The sequence below is a fragment of the Umezakia ovalisporum Ak1311 genome, from assembly GCF_029891685.1.
GTDB classification, from domain to species: domain Bacteria; phylum Cyanobacteriota; class Cyanobacteriia; order Cyanobacteriales; family Nostocaceae; genus Umezakia; species Umezakia ovalisporum.
On record NZ_JANQDJ010000052.1, the window covers coordinates 1 to 20844 of the forward strand.

A 20844-nucleotide genomic window follows, 5' to 3' on the forward strand; every position below is an offset into this window, starting at 1 on the left:
AGCCAATATTATTCGTAAAGTAGCGATGATGTTTAAGTTTGACTTAACCGGAATCAGTAGAGGTTGTTTAAGTCAACCTAAGAAAGTTCTTTTATGGAATATTCAGAAATCCCCGTGTCTTTAGACCGGGGAAGCTTAAATACTCTTCCTAAAGAAGGAAGGATTCCTTGAGGCTATGGCTAGGCTACCCAGGCTATGACTGCAACTTGCCACCGCCGTAGTTGCACAGTTCCTCTGTGTGGGTTGAGAGTCTGCCAATACCCCGGGGCAACTACTTGTAATTTGACCAAAAAGCCGTTATGGAACCACGGGGTTTTAGACCCAAATTTTTCATAAGCAAAGCCCTCATGGATAGTCTGAGGGCTTTGATTTCAACCTGTATCGTCCTTAAGTGCGGAAGCGTCTCTTACTTTGCCTGTGCTTGGCAATTTCTTTACGCTTGCGTTTTTCCAGAGGCGTTTCAAAGTGACGATGCTTCCTCATATCTGGAAAAATCCCTGCTTTGGAAACTTCTCGCTTAAAGCGACGTAGGGCTGACTCGATTGCTTCATTTTCACCCACTATTATTTGGGTCATTATCTCTCCTACTAAATTGACTTAATTGATAGATCGACAGTGGTAACAAATTCAGTTAACTAGAGTATACAAAAAACAGAGCTTTGTCTAATCTTAAGACTTTTAGGCGAAATTTAAAGTTTGAAAACTTTGAAAACTCAGTAGCGGTTACGGAAACCACAGCCGCATCTGCCCTAGCCACCAGAAGAACCTCTGTTACCTTTGCCACTTTAGGGGTAAGAATTGCATTCCCTGACCTCTGCTACTCACAGGGCGCTTTCCTAGTCCTTACGGATCAACTCAAGTTTATTATATATTATTATATAAATTTAGGCTTGGGGCTTGAGTGCACAGATATGGTATTTTGTATCAAAAAATCAAAAAGCCGGGAATTTTCAATAAATTTAACTTTTTATAAATTTATCCGGATAATTTTTCCATCTTGTTCATCAAGCCCATATTATGCAAATAACGTTACAAAAAATACACAAAAAACATCTAAAATCTTCATAATTTACAAGTTCCTAGATGAGATGCTCTCTTTAATTGAACGGTGGAAGAGTCGGCAAGGCCAGCAAAAACCTGCACAGATACTTAATGAAGTAATAGTGGTCAAAATTTGCCAATTGGAATGGGGAAGAGTGTCTGATTTTGACGATTGTTCTTGTTTGCCTTGAACCAGCTCTTGAACTGAACGAGATAGCTGACTGGCTGTAGTCACCCCTTCAATTGCTGCTCCAATTAAATAAGCTCCCAGGGCAATTCCTAGCCAGTGATTCATAATTTTATCATGCTTAAATTATGAGCAAATAATTTACCACACACACAGTTTATGTTGTTTATGTGTAATTGTTCGGTGTGTTGTACTAATGATTACCTTTTTCAAAGGATAGTCTTCCTTCCGCTGTATCACGAATTAAGGGCAGTTTGGATTTGATGTAAGTATTGAGGCTGCTATCTGCCTGTGTGTCAAGCAATTGCTGTGATTTAAACTTTTGCAAAAGTAATTGTATTAAGGCAGCATCGTCAAAGTGTAGCAAAGTGCTGACTTGGGTGGACTCGACCACGGACCAAACTTGTTGAATCATCTTAGCAGTTACCATGATTCGTTCCTTTCTTAATATTTTCTTTATATTCCCACACTTTGACTATTTCTGCTCGACTGTTGTCTTAAAATAAATCAAGCAAGACAGTAAAACACTTCTGGTGACTGGTTTACAGGCAAATATTAACTTTTTAACAGTATCAGTACAAATCCCCACCTGGGGGAATATTAGGTGGGGAATAGAAAGCTTACCTGGTAATCCTTAGCCCCTAAAAATTTAAACTAGGCCAGTGTGCTTGACGATAATAGTGGGTCATATCGTCAAATTTTCGTATTTCTACACGATGGATTAAAAATTTTGGAGAATTCAGCAGCCATTGCTGATTGAGCTGAGAAAACATAGTGCTGAGATTTGTCCGGTCTAAATCTCGCAAAACTTCCCCAAAGTAGCCTAATGTAACGTGGGCTGTAAAGTGATAGTGCTGTTCAATACCCAAAGCCATTAACTTCGGATTTTGATAGATGGTGCGGCGAAACTGAATAATCTGCTCATAGCAGTGTTCATCTTGGGGGACTAAACAAACACCCACGGATCTTGGCATTACTATCAGTCCTAGCATTTGCCATTGAATAGGATTAGTTCCGTTTGTCATGGATTGTTGATACTGCTGAAATATTTCAGCACAACAAGAACGTAACTGTTGTTCAAACTCAGGGTTTTTTTGACACGCATGAACATAAGCACTGTCCCAAATTAAGTCAGCTAAAGTCACATGAAAACTAGCTGGGGGCACAGGGACAATAAAATCACTGTTGACAGGTAACTGTAAAAGTTCCTGCTGGTAAGATTGTAATTTGCTGTAAAAGGTAGAGTTTTTTACTTCTTCTTCCGCAGGTGGGGTAATTAGTGAATACCCAGGAAAAGGTGCGGGTTGTCTGGTTCCAGAATGCAAATGAAACTTACCAGATTCCTGAATATGCTGAATTTGGGATCTGTAAGCTTCTGGTAGCGTCATTCTTGCTACCCGATTCAGGTAAGTTTGATGGTTGTCGTCCAATCTTCCTAGCCTCGCGCTCTCACTTGATAGATTTTAAGGAAATTTACTCAGATTAGCAGAGTGATTTAAAAGTGTTGAGCTTTTTTGAGATATTCCTCACCCTATAAAAAAACGGAAATTCCAAGAATCACTTTTTGGTGTTCTTGGTTATTCCCTGACGGGCTTTCGGCAGTTGACACTTAGGTTTTCCACCCCGTTAGTTGGTCTGCACAGGCAGTTTCTATTTCCCCACTGTCCACGGGTACTGATTATAAACCCAGGGGGAGGTTTTTAACCACTGGAGCATGGTTGACGATTGGTGAAAGTTGGGATAAACGCGGTAGGTGTAAAAGTGTTCAGCATCACTGTAGCTTACCACGTCTATCTAAAATATTAGCTTGGGGTTTTGCGCTTCACGTCTTTAGATTCAGGAGTGTCAAAAGTTTTCCACTACTTCCATTGGACGCATCATATCGTGGTCTTCATGGATTAGGATATGACAGTGCCAGACATATTTTCCTGGTCTATCGTATTTGGCAATAACACGGACAACTTCATTAGGGTAGACAATTACGGAATCCTTTCGACCCTGAGACTGGACTTCTGGCTCCCTAGGATTGCCTTGAAAGGTAACATTTTGGAGAAACTGCTTTGTCTCGCCCTTTTTTGGATCTATTTCTGAGACCACATTACCACGGAATTTCTGTCGATTGAGAACCTGAAAAGCAACCAAATGGATGTGGATAGTGTGTGTGTATTGAGTCGTGTTATAAAATTCCCAAACTTCCGTTGCATTAAGTGGTGTTTTTTCTGTTATGGGTTCAGCATATTGCAACGAACCATCTTTCAATGTACCCAGGAGAAAAAGATCATGGTTGTCTGATTCTCTGAGTTGAAAAAGAGCTAATTCCTTGGGAGGTACGGTTGGTGTAAGAGGCGTGATATTGTCCAGTCGTAAGCTAGTTGTCAATCCATCACTCTCGTCTGTATCAACTGTGGCTATGGGAACATTAGAAAGGGGTTTGTTGACGGTGAACTTGATTATTTGTCCAGTTGTATTAGGATTAGCTCCTGGGCCATAGTTTCTTAAAATGAACTCTTTTCCTGCATCGTTAGTAAAATCAACAATTATATCTGCGCGTTCACTAGGAGAAAGAACTAAGTGATCTAAAGGAACTGGTTTTTCTACAAAGCCTTGCTCAGTGCCAATCAGGTATATCTTTTTATTTGAGTCGTAAAATTCAAGCTTGTAAAAACTTGAATCTGAGCCATTGAGTAAGCGGAAGCGATACTTTCTCGGTTCTACCTCCAGCTTAGGCCATACCATCCCATTGACTAAGATAAAATCGCCATAAGCTCCTGTACGACTGGGTATTCCCGGTGGGTTTGTATTTGTTTCTTGTGGATAGAACAGCTGACCACTGGTGGTAAACTGTCTATCCTGAATTACCAGTTCTCTTTCGTAGTCACCACTGGGTAAAACATTATTGTTGATGAGATTATTTTCGTTATTGTCTCGCAGTAAATAAAATCCTGTAAGACCTGCATAAACATTTAAGCGAGTAATCATGTTGGTGTGGTCGTGATACCAAAGCGTCGCCGCTTCTTGGTTATTGTCATATGTATTGATTTTTTGCACCCACTCTGGTCCTGTTTTTTCATAATTTTGTGTGTGCCAGGCATCTGGTAAGCCATCGCTAGCTGATTGGGTATGACCTCCATGCAAATGTACAACCGATGGCATTAATTTGTGTTCAAATGCTTCTCTGAGAGGTTTATTGTGCAATTTTTCAATATCTATTGGTAGCAAATGTTGTCTAGGTAGTTTATTTTGCCACTCAACTTGAATAGGTACAGAGTCTTCTGCGATGAATGTGGGGCCAGGATAGGTAACATTTTGACCTGCTAAACCATATCCCCAAATAGTTGTATTTAAACGCTCATCATCGCTGGTACCATATTCTCCATCTTTACCAGGGCTGGCATATAATCCCAGCCATTGCTCGGTTTCTGCCATTTCTAGAGTAAACTTTCCTGGCTTTGTAGCATCTATTTTCTGAGGAGAAGGTAGGGAGTTAATGAACTGTGGCTGGTTTTTGGGATTGAGCAGGGAATAACTTTGTGTAGAGTGACCTTTTACTGATGTCACTGAAATTCCTAAAACAACCAAAAATAAAACTAAAAAAAGTAACTTGTTTTTCATGTTGACAAGGTATATGGAACGTGATTATTTGCGTTATGCTCTTTCTTTGCATCCAACTAACAAGCTGGCGAATATTGATATGGGTTTTAATTAAAAAATATGCAATCTAAGTCGCCATCATCAGGGGAAATATTGAAATAACGCTTTTAATACAGTATTATTTCTATTGAAATTTTGGTATACCTAAAAAGGTATAAAATAAGAAAAAAGCGTATTTTTTTCTTAACTTTTTACACAATAAAAGCAAGAATTAAAATGTTTTGTTATAAAAACAAGTATCTTATTTAATAAGTATATTTATTCTGTAATTAAGCGAAAATTAAAAATAATTTTTCATTGATTTTCTGTGAAAGATATTTATAATTTCTAAAAGTTTGTTGGTGATTAAATTTAGCTACTGGCCATGGCATCTCCTATTGCCATTAGTCTCGCCAAAGACACATAACTAGCTCATTAGCAGATCCCTAACTTTATATTCCGATTATGTTGATATCTGTATGTATACCCCTGGAGTTAAAAAGTATAATTTTATACTTTTATTTGACGGGATGTTATGAATTACCCACATCTTTATCCATTGATGATATGGTTCCAGAATTGTGCAGATTATGAAAAAATCCAAAATCCAATATCTCCTATGGTTGCAATTGACGGTTCCTATGGAGAAGGAGGCGGACAAGTTCTCTGTACCTGTTTGAGTTTAGTCACCATAACTGGTGAACCGATACCCATTGTAAGGATTCGCGCCAAAGGCAAAGAGCCAGAACTAGTAGCGGAACACTTAACAGCAGTTCGTGCTGATAGCATCTGTTATGACCAGATGCAAGGTGATGCTTTGGGTTCAATGATGCTAGAATTTAATTCCAGTGGTGCTGTGTAAGAAGAAAATTATACTTTTGATGTCAGTCATCGAAGTAATGCCTAGTCAAAGATTTGTTGCACAAGTCCAAGATGTGTTTACTTTTATGTCAAGCAAACCAGGGAACATTTAGTGCAAAACTGCCAGATTTTGGTAATCTATTTTTGGTTACACTTGGGTGTATCAGTTTATGGCGGTAGTTTTGGGGAATTGAGGGATTGGGAACAAAATTTATTTATTTATTTATTTGAGGACATATTTCCCCAAGAGCCATCCAAGCCTAGTATTTTGACATATTCATAAACATTGCCACCATCCATATCTGGATTAACCAAGTGTTATTAGTAGGATGGCTTTTTGGTCAACCTTAAATTAGTGAAGGTATTTTTGATAATTTGCTATTTACTGTAACTTTAATACAATTATCGTGGTATAATCTTTTCTAGCCTCAGAGTTAAATTAGTCAAAAAGCAACAAACTATGAGTAATAAAGAGAAACTTAAACGGGTTGTAGTCCTACGTAGTGACGATTCCTTTGGTGGAGAGCCAGATCTCATCTATGGTCAGAAACAGAAGAGAAGGAAAAAGAGAAAGAAACAATCAAAATCTTTGAGTCCTCTGGAAAAGATGGTTAGAAACATGGCTAAAAAACAAGCCAAAGCTAGCCAAACATACCTAGATCGACACGAAGAGTCTAATAAAAAGAAGAAAAACGGCTGGATACGTGATTTAGACAAGAATGTGAACAAGTCCTTGTCAAAATTGGGAGGTATAAAATTTGGACGTATTAAGCTATAACTTACTCTGATCCGACTTTTGTGCGTAACGAGTATTTGAAATAGACAGGGAAGGGTAGTCACTGTTAACGAGAGTAGTTATGTTGCAGACAATATCTTAAAGGAATCTTTACATTTCATAGTCAGCAAGTTAAACTATGCCACTATGTAAAAAAGCTTTAATCTTTGGCATTGCTGATGTATTAAAGTCAAAAATTCCATCTGTAAATCTCTTGCTCTTTGTAGTGGTGTACTTATGCGTGAGATAAAATCACAATTTTTACTCAGCAATACCCTACTTGATGGAAGAGAGTGTTTTAAAAGTCTAAGAAGGTACAATTTAGATCTTCTGAATTGATCTTAACTCAAACAACAATCAGGGTTTCAGCCATATACCGTGGTAATTCGTTTTACCAACTATGAGATCAAACGACCCTTTTAAAGCATTCTCTGAGTACGGCTCTTTGTTGAAATACGAAGTAATGTATTCGTATTGCAACAATCTAGTTTAATCAATATCTACACTGCTGTTTGCTGACCTAACAAATTAAATTAAGGCGGTGCAAAAGACTTCTTCTAGCACTCCGCTTGTTTTTGTTATGTAAGACTACAGAAAAGATATGATCCTGTTTGTGAAATTTCACGGAACTTAATTTTTATAATGGTTAAGGTTCATAGTTTTTTTCCCATATGAACTATCAGCTTTGTACCAGAATAAGAGTTACTTTCGGAAAATGACCAGACGTTTTTGATTTTAAGTGATGCCGGGTGAAATTAACCTAATTACTGCATCATTGACAAGTAAAACCCTCAGTAAGAACTATGCTAATCAAAGGTAACTGAGGAATTGTATAGTTTTCCAACAATCCAAGCATAATATCATCGAGGTAAGGTAATGTCAGAAAATCAGACTGTGAGCGATGCACAACAAGAAGCAAATACTATTATTCTTGAGTTAGGCAGTAGGAAAAAGGATGATATTCGAGATCTTCGAGAAGGTCACGGTCGTCTTTTTAAAGAAATAGAAAGAGCAATTTCTGGGCTGAGGGAATCAGGAGAAATAGGCGCATCAATACAACCAATTGTTGTCATTGTTACGCAAAAGAAATCGGATTAGTAGCCTTCAGTCAGTATCAAGTAATGGCGATTTTGCCACTACAAATACAAACTAAAATCCAAGCTCTTATTGCCAAGAAACCATTGCAGACGAAAAGAGTTTAGATTTAGATATTGGGTTGTTAAATTAATAGATCTAGATTCCTAAGGTGTTGAAATGACTTTAAGGTCATTCGCCTTAGGAAAATATTAATTGTAACAAGATGCAAAGATTCAACTCTAGGGTTGTGGGATCAAGAAGCAAGTGGAATTAATTTCAGATGGGAGAGCTTGGTGAAAAAATGAATTGCAGACCTAACTTGATGACCACAAGTTTGCACGAAGGCATGAAAAAATAGAAACTATAGTGATACAGAAATATAGAAATTGGGAAAAGTAGTGTTTAAATGTCTGTGGTAATTTTCCAATACCTCTGTGCCCGCCGTAAATTAGTTTTCAAAATAATAGTTTTAATAACTTAATCATCCATTATCATCCATTTTACGTCCACACAGCAGAGGATGCTGTGGTATCCCGGACTGAGTGAAGATTATGTTTGCATAAACCTTATTTCACCATAATGCGAAAGAATTAGAATATTTTTTACCCATAGTGTAAAAAAATAACCAAAATATAGTATAAATAAAAACATCATTATTTTTCCAATCCACATCATTCAGAGGTCAAATTAATAACGTGAAGGTATTATTAGTCTGTACAGAAAAATTGCCTGTCCCTTTTATCCGAGGTGGGGCTATTCAGACTTACATTAATGAGATATTGCCTTATTTGAGTCGAGAACATAAAATCACAGTTTTCTCAGTCACTGATCCAGACCTACCTGATGAGGAAGTTCGAGATGGAATACGCTACGAACGAGCTGGGGGAGACATTCAAGAGTACTATCAGGCAGTAGCAAATTTTGTTGCTCGAGAAATATTTGATTGGATTATTATTTATAATCGTCCTAAATATCTTCCCCTGGTGGCAGCAGCAGCTCCGAACAGTCGTTTTCTACTCAGTATGCACAACGAAATGTTTGGACATGAAAAAATTTCTCCTGAAGTAGCTAGACATTGCCTACAGTTAGTGGAAAAGGTGATTACGGTTAGTGAATTTATTGCTTGCGGAATTGCCGACCTTTTTCCCGAATACCGACACAAGCTACAACCAGTTTATGCTGGGGTAAATCTAGAACGCTTCCAATCGCGCTGGGGAACGGATGCTGCTCAACGGCGGGCAGAATTGTTGGATGCACATGGATTGAAAGACAGAAAAGTGGTGTTAAGTGTGGGGCGTCTCTCGAAGAAAAAAGGACCTCATATTTTGCTATCTGCTTTCCCTGAAGTAATTAAAGAGCATCCATCAGCAGTCATTTTACTGGTTGGGAGTAAATGGTATGGAAAAGATGAAGAAGATACCTATGTTGTTCATCTTAAGGAACAGGCAAAAAGCTTGGGTGATTCTGTGCGCTTAAGCGGTTTTATTTCACCAGTTAAGATTCCAGATTACTTTCTTTTAGGAGATATATTTGTTTGCGCTTCCCAATGGCAAGAACCACTGGCTCGAGTCCATTATGAGGCAATGGCAACAGGACTATCGATTATTACCACTGCCAGAGGTGGCAACTCTGAGGTAATTGTTCCGGGGGGAAATGGTATCCTTATCGAGGACTATCAAAATCCTCATGCTTTTGCTACTAACATTAACTACCTTTTATCTAAACCAGATTGCAGTGAAGAAATGGGTCGAAAAGGACGTTATCTAAGTGAGACTTACTATAGCTGGTCTCGGGTCGCCTCAGATATTTTGAAGATTTTGACAAACGAGTGCAAGAGCAATAAAGTTCTGTCAGTTGACAGTCCCCGCCCTCAAGAATCTGGGATTCTACATTCATCGTCAAAACTTGCTCAACCAGGATTTCACCAAGTAGAGTAGAGGTTTGAAGGTTTTCACTGCTGTAGCGTTGATTTGGGTATCCCCTGGCTTATTTTTTCCAAGATTGAGAATATTTGCTGCTGGATTCACATTTCTTGACAACGAATGTGGTAGAAGTTAGTTGGTAGTAGAGCGATTCTTAGTGTCTTGTTGCGCTTACCAATGGCAAGAGAGTGATTGTTTGACAATCCCCCGACTGGAGGTTGGGGGCTTCACGGTTGAGGGAGTCAAATTACCTGTAAGAGCGGGATGGTAATCACTACAACACCAACTACTTTTGACCACACCCGTCTAATGTTTCTGCATATTAATAATTAATGTTTCCTTACTAGGGATTACTTCTGAGTAGTCGTGTAGTATATTTTTAACTTCGGAGGATAGGTTGGAACGAACACGAATTAAATAGAACCCATCTTTTTCTACTGTACAAGTTGTGTGTTTTTCTTCTTTTATCTGATACCAAACCACTGGAAAACTAGAACGATTATATATTGTTAAGTAGACATCATAGTTATTCAGTAATAAGGAATTTATTTCTATTTTTAAAGAACAACCCTTATAAATCACTCCATAGAAAAAATCATTATTTGTATCTCCAACAGGTAAGTACTCCTTCATTACCCATTTTTTGGGTAGCCATTTTTCGCAAATGAGTAGAGTGAATATATAACCATTAAGGCATCGGTAAAAAATATTATCTCGTTCTATTAAATTGTTCAGGTAATTGTTTACATCATTGCTGTTAATGGATTGGTTGGTAATAATTTCTAGTCCATCTACATTTATAGCTGGTAAATTAACCTCATCCGACCAATCATAGTATCTTATTCCTAAAGTATACTTGCCAGGAATAAGTTTTAATTTGTACCATTGCTCTTGAAAATTTGAGGAGTTAGATCCTATATGTTTAATAATTTTGGCATCGGGGAATCTATAAATACCAATAGTCCATGATTTGGCTGAGTCTATACAAGATTTTACCTCTATGTCTAATGATTCTCTGATATCAAATGGTCCCGCACCAGCAGCAATTGCATGAGGGTTCCAACGAGGTCCAGTAACTAGAATAGATGGTAATATTAAAGGTCTTTTTAAGATTTTATCAGAGTACACTAGCCATCTAAAAAATATTTTTTTATTAAATTTTGCATTAATATATGCTATGGTGCGAATTAATAATCTTACAGTTTTAAAGAATACTAAAGATAAAAAAGCTAGTGGTATTTCCCACAAAAGTTCTGTGTCTAAAAAGTTTTTGTTATTTCTCATTTTTTAATCACCTGATGGGGTTATATTGCAAAAAATTATTGAATATGAAAAATTGTATATAGCAATTCTAAATCATTCATCAAAAAACACCATATGTGAACATAGCAAGTTTTGCAAAAACAGAGCAGCTGTAGGCGACTTAATTTTACGCGGTTGTTTACTGTTTATGAGAAAATTTTCTCGTATGTCATAATTGCATCCACTTCATCACAGATCCAGCTTGGTTACAAAGGTTACCTTTAGCTTGTATCATAATTTTATCGTGAATCGTTCATGATTGCTATGCAATGGCTCGGGAGGAATCGGAACCTGTGAGGGTAAACGAAACTTAGGTGGTAAGTTAGACCCCAGAATTTATCCCGAGGGTAGTTCAGTGTCAATATCTCTGTTTACCCTCATATCTTGCACCCAAAAAAATTATGTGATTTAATTACACAGTATAATTTTAAAAACCTTGATTTACGGTTAAAAGCAAATGAAAATAAGGTAGTATTATTACACATCTTTTTAGGTTACTTGAGTTTTTACTGGAGGTGTAGGATGTTAGTTTAGACCTTCTCTTGCCTGGGCTATGTGGGTTATTACTCAAAGATCAACTACTTTTGACCGCACCCATTGTTTGCTATGACCTTTTGGCAGTATCACTCTCAAAAGTTTTTCAGCCTTGAGGTTTGAAGAGGCTTTCAGCCAACATTTTTATCAGGTTTGTGTAATTAAGCGACGTTGTGATATGAATCAAACATCCCAACAAGATAAAAACTATTTTTCTTGCTCAGAAGAAGAAAGAGTCCAAAAGCAAGCACATACACCAGCCAAAGAAAGAGAGGAACAGGAGATTCAAGGGATTGCTGTTGTAGGTATCAGTTGTCGCTTTCCAGGGGCTAATGACTACAAGGAATTTTGGCTCAATCTGGAAGCAGGAGTTAATAGCATCACGGAAATTCCTCTTCAGAGATGGGATGTCCAGAAGTATTATTCTCCCAATGCTCAAGAACGCAATAAAAGTATTAGTAAATGGTCTGGGCTGATTGAAGGAGCAGAGGAGTTTGATGCCCAATTTTTTGGTATCTCCCCTCGTGAAGCTAAAGTGATCGATCCTCAGCAGCGATTGATGCTGGAATTAAGCTTGTCTTGCTTGGAAGATGCTGGATATTCAGCATCTCAACTTTCAGGAAGTCAAACTGGTGTTTTTATTGGGGCTTGTAATTATGATTCAATTCTTTTTTTGAATAAAGACTCGGAAAAAATTGAGGGACATACTGGTACAGGAAGTTGGACTTGCATGATTCCTAACCGAATTTCTCACTTTTTTGATTTTCGGGGACCGAGTATTCCTGTAGATACTGCTTGCTCCAGTTCACTAGTAGCGATCCATTTGGCTATTAATGCCTTGAAATCTCAAGAATGTGAGATGGCTCTGGTGGGTGGAATTAGTGTATTGAATACACCAGTAATGTACATCCAAATGAGCGAATTAGGGATGTTGTCTCCCACAGGACAGTGCCACAGTTTCGATAGTAATGCCGATGGCTACGTCAGGGGAGAGGGAGCAGGGATAATTTTATTAAAACCTTTAGCAAAGGCTATTGAGGATCAGGATCACATCTATGGTGTAATTAAAGGCACTTCTTTAAATCATGGAGGAAAATCACGAACTCTTACTGCTCCCAATATTTATGCCCAATCTCAAGTGGTGCGTGATGCTTTTATAAAAGCTGACTTTGCCCCTAATACAGTTTCTTACATTGAAACTCACGGCACTGGTACTCCATTAGGTGATCCAATTGAAATTAATTCTCTTAAACGTGGATTTAGGCATCTTTATCAGCAGTATAACTTGCCGGTATCTACAGAATCTTATTGTGGTCTAGGAACAGTTAAAACCAATATTGGACATTTGGAAGGAGCGGCAGGGATTGCTGGAGTGATTAAAGTTCTTTTGGCAATGCAGCATAAAAAATTACCTAAAAATCTAAATTTTCAGCAATTAAATCCACGCATTGATTTAAAAAATAGCCCCTTTTACATAGTATCTGAAACTGAAGAATGGCAACAGTTGAAGACAGAAATAGGGGAACTATTACCTCGAAGGGCTGGTGTCAGTTCTTTTGGAATTGGGGGCGTTAACGCTCATATAGTTGTAGAAGAAGCTCCAGCCTTAGAAATTAAAAAAGCAGAAGTTGAGCGTCCTGTGCACATCCTAACTCTTTCAGCCAAAAGCGACAAGGCCTTGAAAGAACTAGTCAAAAAATATCAAAGATATTTGCAATTAAATCAGGAAACATCAACAGCAAATATTTGCTTTACAGCTAATAATGGCCGTGTTCATTTTCAAGAAAGATTAGCGTTAGTTGCTGAATCTAACGCTGAATTGGAGAAACAATTGGCGGCTTTCCTCAACGTTAATCAAGTACATGGACTTGTGAGAGGAAAAGCTCAGAAAGAAAGCCCAAAAGTAGCTTTTCTATTTACGGATCTATTTAAAGATCAGGGTAATGAGTATGTAAATATGGGTTGGCAACTATACCAAACTCAACCCACTTTTCGTCAGATATTGGACAAGTGTGATGAAATTCTGCGACCTTATTTAGAGCAATCCTTGTTAACTGTACTGTATCCACAGTTAACAGCATCCGCTGGAAATTCCTCACTTTTAGACGAAATAGATCAAACTGCATACACCCAACCTGCCCTTTTTGCCGTGGAATACGCTTTGGCTAAATTGTGGCAATCTTGGGGCATTAACCCAGATATAGTTGTTGGTCAGGGTGTGGGGGAATATGTGGCAGCAACGATAGCGGGAGTGTTTAGCCTGGAAGACGGATTGAAACTGATTGCTACTCGATCCGGGCTAAAGGAATCTATGCTATGGGAATTTGCATCTGTAGCCGAAGAAATTACTTACAGCCAGCCTCAGATACCTATAATTTCACCACATCTAAGTGGAGAAAAAATAACAGAAGCAATTGCCACAGCTAAGTACTGGACAGATGACCTGGTAGAATCTGTGGATTTAGCTCAGACTATGCAAACCTTATGTCAGTTAGGATATAAAATGTTTTTGCAAATTGGGCTAAAAGCAAAAGTTGTGGAAACAGAGCATCAATTTTTACCAGAAAATGGGGGATTATGGTTACCTTTATTAAACCTTCCTCAAGAAGATTGGCAACAGATGCTCTCCAGTTTAGCGCGGTTATATGTTGAAGGGGTACAAGTGAATTGGTCAGGATTTGACCAAGATTATCCCCGTGGGAAAGTAGCGCTACCTACTTATCCATTTCAACGACAACGCTATGGGCAAGAAGTTGAAAAAGAATATCAACAAAATGAACCTGAAAAAGATACTTTGGAAAGGAGTGCATATCTAATTGGTGAGGTAATTGATAAAATTGCTACAAATAACTTACTAAAGGAGTTGACTTTTTCAGAACAGTTCACAGAACAAGAGCAAAAGTTATTACCAAAACTTTTAGATATCTTAAGTACCAGGCTGAAGGAATATAATCAATCATCAGAACAATACTTAGGAATTTTACAACAGCTGGAAAAAACACCCCAGCAAGAACGCCAGCAGCTAATGAGACAGTATTTACAAGGGGTGGTTGGAGAATTATTAGAATTTGATGAATCCCACTGTTTAGATGCACAGCTAGGATTCTTTGATATGGGAATGAACTATTCCACAATGCTCAAACTCAGGGATCAGCTACAGAGAAATTTTGGTTGTTTTCTTTCGGTTACAGCATTATCGGAGCATTTTAATATTGAAGAACTTAGTAAGTACTTAATTAAAAAAATTTTTGCCTCAGAATTTGAAGAAAAACCTGAAATAGAGATTTATGAAAATAGTGAGAATCAGCATGATCTCTTGGATAATGAATTCAACTTAATATGTGATAATGTGATTACAAATGCTATGCAAGAAGAATTAATTGCAATAGCTCTTCAAGATGAGCTCAAAGAAATTCAGACTTTACTTAACCAGGAATAATTAAATGACTATTAATTCAGAAACAGAACCACAAATTGTTTCTTCTCAACAAGTGCTTCAAACTATCAAAGAGATGCGAAATAGACTTGAATCACTTAACAAAGAAAAAAGTGAACCTATTGCAATTATTGGTTTAGGTTGCAGATTTCCGGGTAATGCTAATGATCCTTCTTCCTTCTGGCGGCTATTACATGAAGGTATTGATGCGGTAAGGGAAATACCATCTGGCCGATGGAATGTTGATAAATACTATGATCCCAATCCCGGAACAATTGGGAAAACATACACCAAACAAGGTGGATTCATTGAACAAGTAGACCAGTTTGACCCTTTGTTTTTTGGTATTTCTCCCAGGGAAGCAGTAAGTTTAGACCCTCAACAAAGGCTGCTTTTAGAAGTAACCTGGGAGGCTTTAGAAAACGCTGGACAAACACCCACAAAACTCAAAAACACCCAGACAGGTGTATATGTAGGTATTTGCACAGATGACTATGCCCAACGGTTTTTAAATCTGGAAAAACTGAGTTTAGTTGATAGTCATTCTGGAACTGGTAATGCCAGAAGTATGGCTGTGGGCCGCATTTCTCACTTCCTCGGTTTACAAGGGCCAAATATCCAGTTGGATACTGCCTGTTCTTCTTCATTACTAACTGTGCATTTAGCTTGCCAGAGTTTGCGTACTAAAGAATGTAATCTCGCTTTGGCTGGGGGAGTGAATCTGATTCTTTGGCCTGCCAGTACTATCGGACGTTGTCAATTGAAAGCCTTAGCTCCTGATGGAAGGTGCAAAACTTTTGATGTTACCGCAGATGGTTATGGTCAAGGAGAAGGATGCGGGATAGTAGTGCTGAAGCGTCTTTCTGATGCTATTGCTGATGGAGACACAATTTTAGCTCTGATTCGAGGTTCATCTGTCAACCATGACGGACCTAGCAGTGGTTTGACAGTTCCCAATAAAATAGCCCAGAAAGAAGTCATTCAACAAGCGCTGCAAAATGCACGAGTGGAGGCTCATCAGGTGAGCTATGTGGAAGCTCATGGTACGGGAACATCTCTGGGAGACCCCATTGAACTGGAGGCTTTGGCAGCAGTTTATGGCAAAAACCGCCCCATCAATCAACCCTTGGTTGTTGGTTCAGTTAAGACCAATTTTGGACACTTGGAAGCGGCGGCGGGAATTTCAGGATTGATTAAACTTGTGTTATCCCTTCAGAATCAAGAGATACCGCCCCATTTGCATCTCAACAAACCTAATCCCCATATTCCCTGGCATCAACTTCCCATAGTAGTTCCAACTTCTGCAACTCCTTGGAATGTAGGCAGTCAGCCGAGAATAGCAGGTATTAGTGCTTTTGGTATTAGTGGCACAAATGTGCATATGATTTTGGAAGAAGCACCAAAGCCAGCCTGTGCTGAAAAATCTTTAGAGCGTGAATTGCATATACTATCTCTCTCAGCGAGGACTGGCAAGGCTCTAGAAGAGCTAGTTATTAATTATACTCATCATCTAGAGAGTTATCCGGAATTAGAACTAGCAGATATCTGCCACACGGGGAACACGGGGCGCTCTCATTTCCATCATCGACTGGCACTGATTAGCTCTAATAAAAGTGAACTAATCACAAAACTGAAGGATTTCACAGCAGGTCAGGAAGTTCCAGGACTATTTTCTAGTCAAGTCTCTAACAACACGAGTTCACCCAAAGTAGCTTTTCTGTTTACAGGTCAGGGTAGTCAGTATGTAAATATGGGTTTGCAACTATACCAAACTCAACCCACTTTTCGTCAGATATTGGACAAGTGTGATGAAATCCTGGGACGTTATTTAGAGCAACCCTTGTTATCTGTGCTATATCCACAGTTAACAGCATCGGTTGACAATTCCTCACTTTTAGATCAAACTGCATATACCCAACCTGCCCTCTTTGCTTTGGAATACGCTTTGGCTAAATTGTGGCAATCTTGGGGCATTAACCCAGATGTAGTTATGGGCCATAGTGTAGGGGAATATGTGGCAGCAACGATAGCGGGAGTATTTAGCCTGGAAGATGGATTGAAATTGATTGCCACTAGGGGTAGGTTAATGCAACAGTTACCCACTGGTGGAGAGATGGTATCAGTATTAGCATCAGAGTCCCAGGTGAGAGAGGTAATTGCTTCTTATACAGACAAGGTAGCTATTGCAGCTATTAATGGCCCCGACAGTATTGTGATTTCTGGTGCAGGAGCAGTTATTCAGGAAATTTGTTCCAGTTTGGGCCAAATGGGAATCAAGACCAAGCCTCTACAGGTATCCCATGCCTTCCATTCTCCACTGATGGAACCAATGTTGGCGGAGTTTGAAACTGTAGTCAAAGAAGTTACCTATAATCAACCGCTAATCTCCATAATTTCTAATGTCACAGGACAGCAGGGAACAGAAAACATCACCACTGCAGAATACTGGCTACAGCACATCACCCAACCTGTGCATTTCAGTGCAAGTATGCAAACTTTGCACCGGGAAGGATACAAATTATTCCTGGAAATTGGGCCTAAGCCCATACTCCTGGGCATGGGCCGTCAATGTTTACCGGAAGACACAATCAGTACATGGTTGCCTTCCTTGCGTCCACCCCAAGGAGATTGGCAACAACTACTTTCAAGTTTAGGACAGTTATATACCAAAGGAGTGGCTATAGACTGGCTGGGATTTGATCATGATTATCTGCGGCGTAAAGTACTATTGCCAACATATCCATTTCAAAGGCAACGTTACTGGTGGGATATGGAGGAAACCGAATCTAAACCAGAGGATAAAAATGTCTCGACACCAATTGTGGAATTACTCAATCAAGGTGCAAGTGATGGTTTAGCGAAGGAATTGGAATTGGCAGGAGAACTGACTGCACAGGAGCGGCAATTACTGCCAAAATTACTGGGACTTTTGGTTAAACGACAACAAAATTACCTGGAATTTAAAGGCGGTATAGTTCATGAATATTACAATGCCGTAGCAATCTTGGGTCAAGAACAAGCTGGAAATCAGGCAGATGCAAGGTCTGATTCAGCATTCTTAACTTTTGGTTTATTCCCTGAAAAAGTTCCCGGTTTTTCTTGGATTAAATGTTTGACAGAACCAAATCAAGAACAATCTCGCCAAATGATTGTTGAGTCGCAAAAAGATTTGAGAAAATTATTATTTGCTCAAGTAGACTTTTCATCTTGCCAAAAAGTTTTGGACTTTGGCTGCGGATATGCTTCAGATTTAATTCAGCTAGCTCAAAAGTATGAGCATCTGCAATTGAATGGATATACAATTTCTAGCGAACAAGCCAAGCTAGGCAGTATAAAAGTTGATGAAAAGCAACTACAAGAACGGGTAAAAATATTTAATCGAGATAGCGCCAAAGATGAGTTCCCTGATGACTATGATTTGGTATTTGGGTTTGAGGTGGCTCACCACATTCTAAATAAAAAATCATTATTTACCAATATTGGTAATCATTTGAACCAACAGGGGTATTTAGTGTTAGCAGATTTTATCTCGAATAGTGACTTTGCTATTGATCATCAGGAAACTTCTTCTTACTTTATTACTAAGTCGGAGTGGGTAGAGTTACTATCTGAAAATCATCTCCAATTGGTGGCAGCTATTGATGTAAGTCCAGAAATATCCAACTTTTTGTACGATCCAGATTTTGAAGAACGTTTGGAAGAGTTGTATCAAAGAAATCGAGACGAAAATGTTAAAGCTGGATTTAAGTCTTACTACCAATTAGGTAAGGTTCTGAGTAAGGGGATAGCTAGCTATGTGTTGCTGACAGCACAAAAACAACAACAGTTATCTAAGGAGCAAATAGCTGAGTGGAATCAAAAAGTCCTAGCTCAATTGTTATCTTACTCAGAGGTAACACCCCAGCGTTGGCTCTATGAACTAGAATGGCAACCCCAAAAACACTCAATTACTCGAGTGCAGACAACGGGAAACTGGTTAGTATTTGTAGAACCGGGGGCTTTGGCTGAAGAATTGGTGAAAAAATTGGGTGCAGGTTGTACTTTAGTGTCTCCTGGTTTAAATTATCAGCAGATAGGTAAAAAACACTATCAACTTAACCCCACTGCTCCGGAAGAATTTAAGCGTCTAATAACTGAAATTAGTGCTGAAAATTCACAATTGCAAGGAATTGTTCATCTGTGGTCTCTACTAACAACTAACAGTCAGTTAGAAACAGCCATGGAATATGGTTGTGCTAGTCTGTTGCATTTGGTACAAGCCCTGGTACAGACTGAACAGAAACAGGTAGTGCCCCTGTGGGTAGTAACCCAAGGTGCAATGAGTGTGGGTGGGGATATTGAGACGGTGGAGGTACAACAAACACCAGTTTGGGGTTTAGGTCGGGTAGTGGCTCTGGAGCATCCAGAACTACAATGTCGGTTAATTGACTTGGAACCAAACACTGAAGCTGAAGATTTGGCGAAGTTGCTACATCAAGAACTGATGTCTCAACAAGAAGAAAACCAAATTGCTTATCGTCAGGGTGAGGGTTTGGTGGCCCGGTTGGTACGACGACCACAGCAGACAAGCACTGAAGAGGAGCAAGAATTTACCATTATTTCTGAAGGCAGTTACCTAATTACTGGTGGACTGGGGGCTTTAGGACTCCAGTTGGCTAAGTGGCTGGCAGGTAAGGGTGCTAAACATTTGGTATTGACGGGACGGCGCAAACCTTCGGAGACGGCACAACAAACCATTACTCAAATAGAACAAGCTGGAGTGGAGGTTTCCCTGGTATTGGGCGATGTTGCTGTTAAGGAAGATGCAGCTAGAATTGTGGAACAAATCAAGACATCCCTACCACCATTGCGGGGTGTGATTCATGCTGCTGGAGTATTGGATGATGGGGTACTACAACAAATGAGCTGGCAACGGTTTACAAAAGTTATGGCCCCAAAAATTCAAGGGGGATGGCATCTGCACGACTTAACTCAGGATTTGTCTTTGGACTTCTTTGTTTGTTTTTCATCTGCAGCATCTTTGTTAGGTTCAACTGGTCAAGGTAATTATGCGGCTGCGAACGCTTTTCTAGACGGTTTGGCTCATTATCGGCGATGGCTTGGTTTACCAGGATTGAGCATTAATTGGGGTGCTTGGGGACAAGGAGGTATGGCGGCGCGGTTGGCAGATCAGTTCCAAAACCGGATTCGCTCCTTGGGTATGAGTAGCATACCTCCGGCACAAGGGTTACAAATTTTAGATCAATTGTTGGCCCAATCGGCAACCTTAGTGGGTGTGTTTCCTGTAAACTGGCCTCAGTTTGTCAGCCAATTGCCAGATGGAATGAAGATGCCTGTATTGGAAGCATTTATCGATTTCCAATCGGTAGCCAAGGAAGGGAAAACCAATGAGCTACTGGCAAAACTGAAGGTATCTAAATCCAGCGATCGCCCAGAAATGATGGTGAATTATCTCCAAAGTGTTGTGGGTAAATTATTGGGATTCCCGGACTCTGACACCTTAGATCCACAGCTAGGATTTTTTGATATGGGGATGGATTCTTTGCTGGCTTTAGAGTTGAGAAATCTACTGCAAAGCAACTTAGATTGTTCCGTTTCTTCGACAATTCTGTTTGAATATTCCAATATTGAGTCCCTGGCTGAGTATATAATCACAGAGGTTTTGGCAACAAAACTAGAGATGACGGTTGATAGTTCCGACAATAGTAAGCCACAACCGCCGGCGGTGGTTCCCCAAGACAAGGCCGCTATCTCCCCAGACCCAGGGACAGATGCGATCGCAGAAAAATTTAAACAGATCCAAAATCTACTCAATAAGGATATTTAATACTTTTCTTTATCGAGTAAACTCAGCTTTGGTCTGAGATCTTCATATCTAGCCCGAATTACACTGATGGGGATGTTCCACTTAACGGAACTATTCCCCAAGTGTAAATTACGACAGACTATAGCCTAGTTATTGATTTTAAGAGTGCCATTGACCGCAAGGAATTTCTAGCTCAAAAGTATCCCTTGTTTCCTCTGTATTAATAGTTAACAATATATTTACGAGTTGATACAAATTCCCCCTAAAATGGCT

The 20844-nt window shown here is 39.2% G+C and carries 12 protein-coding genes and 1 pseudogene; 6 read left to right on the forward strand and 7 right to left on the reverse strand.

The window, feature by feature from the left end; all coding sequences use genetic code 11:
- Positions 1-387 precede the first annotated feature (387 nt).
- The 6 genes from rpsU to NWP25_RS09860 form a co-directional block, all read right to left on the reverse strand.
- The gene (gene rpsU, locus NWP25_RS09840) at positions 388-576 is read right to left on the reverse strand and encodes a 30S ribosomal protein S21 (protein WP_280651422.1); all 189 of its coding nucleotides are present in this window, start codon (positions 574-576) and stop codon (positions 388-390) included.
- Between the two features lie 493 nt (positions 577-1069).
- The gene (locus NWP25_RS09845; RefSeq protein ID WP_280651421.1) at positions 1070-1336 is read right to left on the reverse strand and encodes a hypothetical protein; all 267 of its coding nucleotides are present in this window, start codon (positions 1334-1336) and stop codon (positions 1070-1072) included.
- A gap of 85 nt (positions 1337-1421) precedes the next feature.
- The gene (locus NWP25_RS09850) at positions 1422-1658 is read right to left on the reverse strand and encodes a hypothetical protein (protein WP_280651420.1); all 237 of its coding nucleotides are present in this window, start codon (positions 1656-1658) and stop codon (positions 1422-1424) included.
- A 211-nt stretch (positions 1659-1869) separates the two neighbouring features.
- Positions 1870-2658, reverse strand: a complete 789-nt coding sequence (locus tag NWP25_RS09855) for a DUF1868 domain-containing protein (protein WP_280651419.1) — start codon at positions 2656-2658, stop codon at positions 1870-1872.
- Positions 2659-2878: 220 nt separating this feature from the next.
- On the reverse strand, positions 2879-3016 hold the full coding sequence (locus tag NWP25_RS18685; protein WP_369010993.1) for a helix-turn-helix domain-containing protein: 138 nt from the start codon (positions 3014-3016) through the stop codon (positions 2879-2881).
- 57 nt (positions 3017-3073) lie between these two features.
- The gene (locus NWP25_RS09860) at positions 3074-4786 is read right to left on the reverse strand and encodes a multicopper oxidase family protein (protein ID WP_280651418.1); all 1713 of its coding nucleotides are present in this window, start codon (positions 4784-4786) and stop codon (positions 3074-3076) included.
- A 691-nt stretch (positions 4787-5477) separates the two neighbouring features.
- Here NWP25_RS09860 and NWP25_RS09865 point away from each other — a divergent pair.
- The 4 genes and pseudogenes from NWP25_RS09865 to NWP25_RS09880 form a co-directional block, all read left to right on the forward strand.
- Positions 5478-5717 (forward strand): annotated as a pseudogene (locus tag NWP25_RS09865) (RNA 3'-terminal phosphate cyclase); the annotation flags it as partial.
- Positions 5718-6179: 462 nt separating this feature from the next.
- A complete protein-coding gene (locus NWP25_RS09870; RefSeq protein ID WP_280651417.1) occupies positions 6180-6497 on the forward strand; it encodes a DUF6312 domain-containing protein in 318 nt (105 codons plus the stop codon).
- Positions 6498-7370: 873 nt separating this feature from the next.
- On the forward strand, positions 7371-7592 hold the full coding sequence (locus tag NWP25_RS09875; RefSeq protein WP_280651416.1) for a DUF6200 domain-containing protein: 222 nt from the start codon (positions 7371-7373) through the stop codon (positions 7590-7592).
- Between the two features lie 674 nt (positions 7593-8266).
- On the forward strand, positions 8267-9508 hold the full coding sequence (locus NWP25_RS09880) for a glycosyltransferase family 4 protein (protein ID WP_280651415.1): 1242 nt from the start codon (positions 8267-8269) through the stop codon (positions 9506-9508).
- 291 nt (positions 9509-9799) lie between these two features.
- On the opposite strand, the gene NWP25_RS09885 is transcribed toward NWP25_RS09880, so the two are convergent.
- Positions 9800-10777: a DUF6208 family protein gene (locus tag NWP25_RS09885; RefSeq protein ID WP_280687819.1), complete on the reverse strand. Its 978-nt coding sequence runs from the start codon at positions 10775-10777 to the stop codon at positions 9800-9802.
- A 730-nt stretch (positions 10778-11507) separates the two neighbouring features.
- On the opposite strand from NWP25_RS09885, the gene NWP25_RS09890 reads away from it, so the two are divergent.
- Together NWP25_RS09890 and NWP25_RS09895 are read left to right on the forward strand one after the other, a co-directional pair.
- A complete protein-coding gene (locus NWP25_RS09890) occupies positions 11508-14768 on the forward strand; it encodes a type I polyketide synthase (protein ID WP_280651413.1) in 3261 nt (1086 codons plus the stop codon).
- A gap of 4 nt (positions 14769-14772) precedes the next feature.
- Positions 14773-20592: a type I polyketide synthase gene (locus NWP25_RS09895; RefSeq protein WP_280699291.1), complete on the forward strand. Its 5820-nt coding sequence runs from the start codon at positions 14773-14775 to the stop codon at positions 20590-20592.
- The last annotated feature ends 252 nt before the right edge of the window (positions 20593-20844 follow it).

Excerpts from the sequence above, each read along its gene's own strand:
- rpsU (WP_280651422.1), bottom strand. The coding sequence starts at position 576 with ATGACCCAAATAATAGTGGGTGAAAATGAAGCAATCGAGTCAGCCCTA.
- NWP25_RS09845 (WP_280651421.1), bottom strand. The coding sequence starts at position 1,336 with ATGAATCACTGGCTAGGAATTGCCCTGGGAGCTTATTTAATTGGAGCA.
- NWP25_RS09850 (WP_280651420.1), bottom strand. The coding sequence starts at position 1,658 with ATGGTAACTGCTAAGATGATTCAACAAGTTTGGTCCGTGGTCGAGTCC.
- NWP25_RS09870 (WP_280651417.1), top strand. The coding sequence starts at position 6,180 with ATGAGTAATAAAGAGAAACTTAAACGGGTTGTAGTCCTACGTAGTGAC.
- NWP25_RS09875 (WP_280651416.1), top strand. The coding sequence starts at position 7,371 with ATGTCAGAAAATCAGACTGTGAGCGATGCACAACAAGAAGCAAATACT.
- NWP25_RS09885 (WP_280687819.1), bottom strand. The coding sequence starts at position 10,777 with ATGAGAAATAACAAAAACTTTTTAGACACAGAACTTTTGTGGGAAATA.
- NWP25_RS09890 (WP_280651413.1), top strand. The coding sequence starts at position 11,508 with ATGAATCAAACATCCCAACAAGATAAAAACTATTTTTCTTGCTCAGAA.
- NWP25_RS09895 (WP_280699291.1), top strand. The coding sequence starts at position 14,773 with ATGACTATTAATTCAGAAACAGAACCACAAATTGTTTCTTCTCAACAA.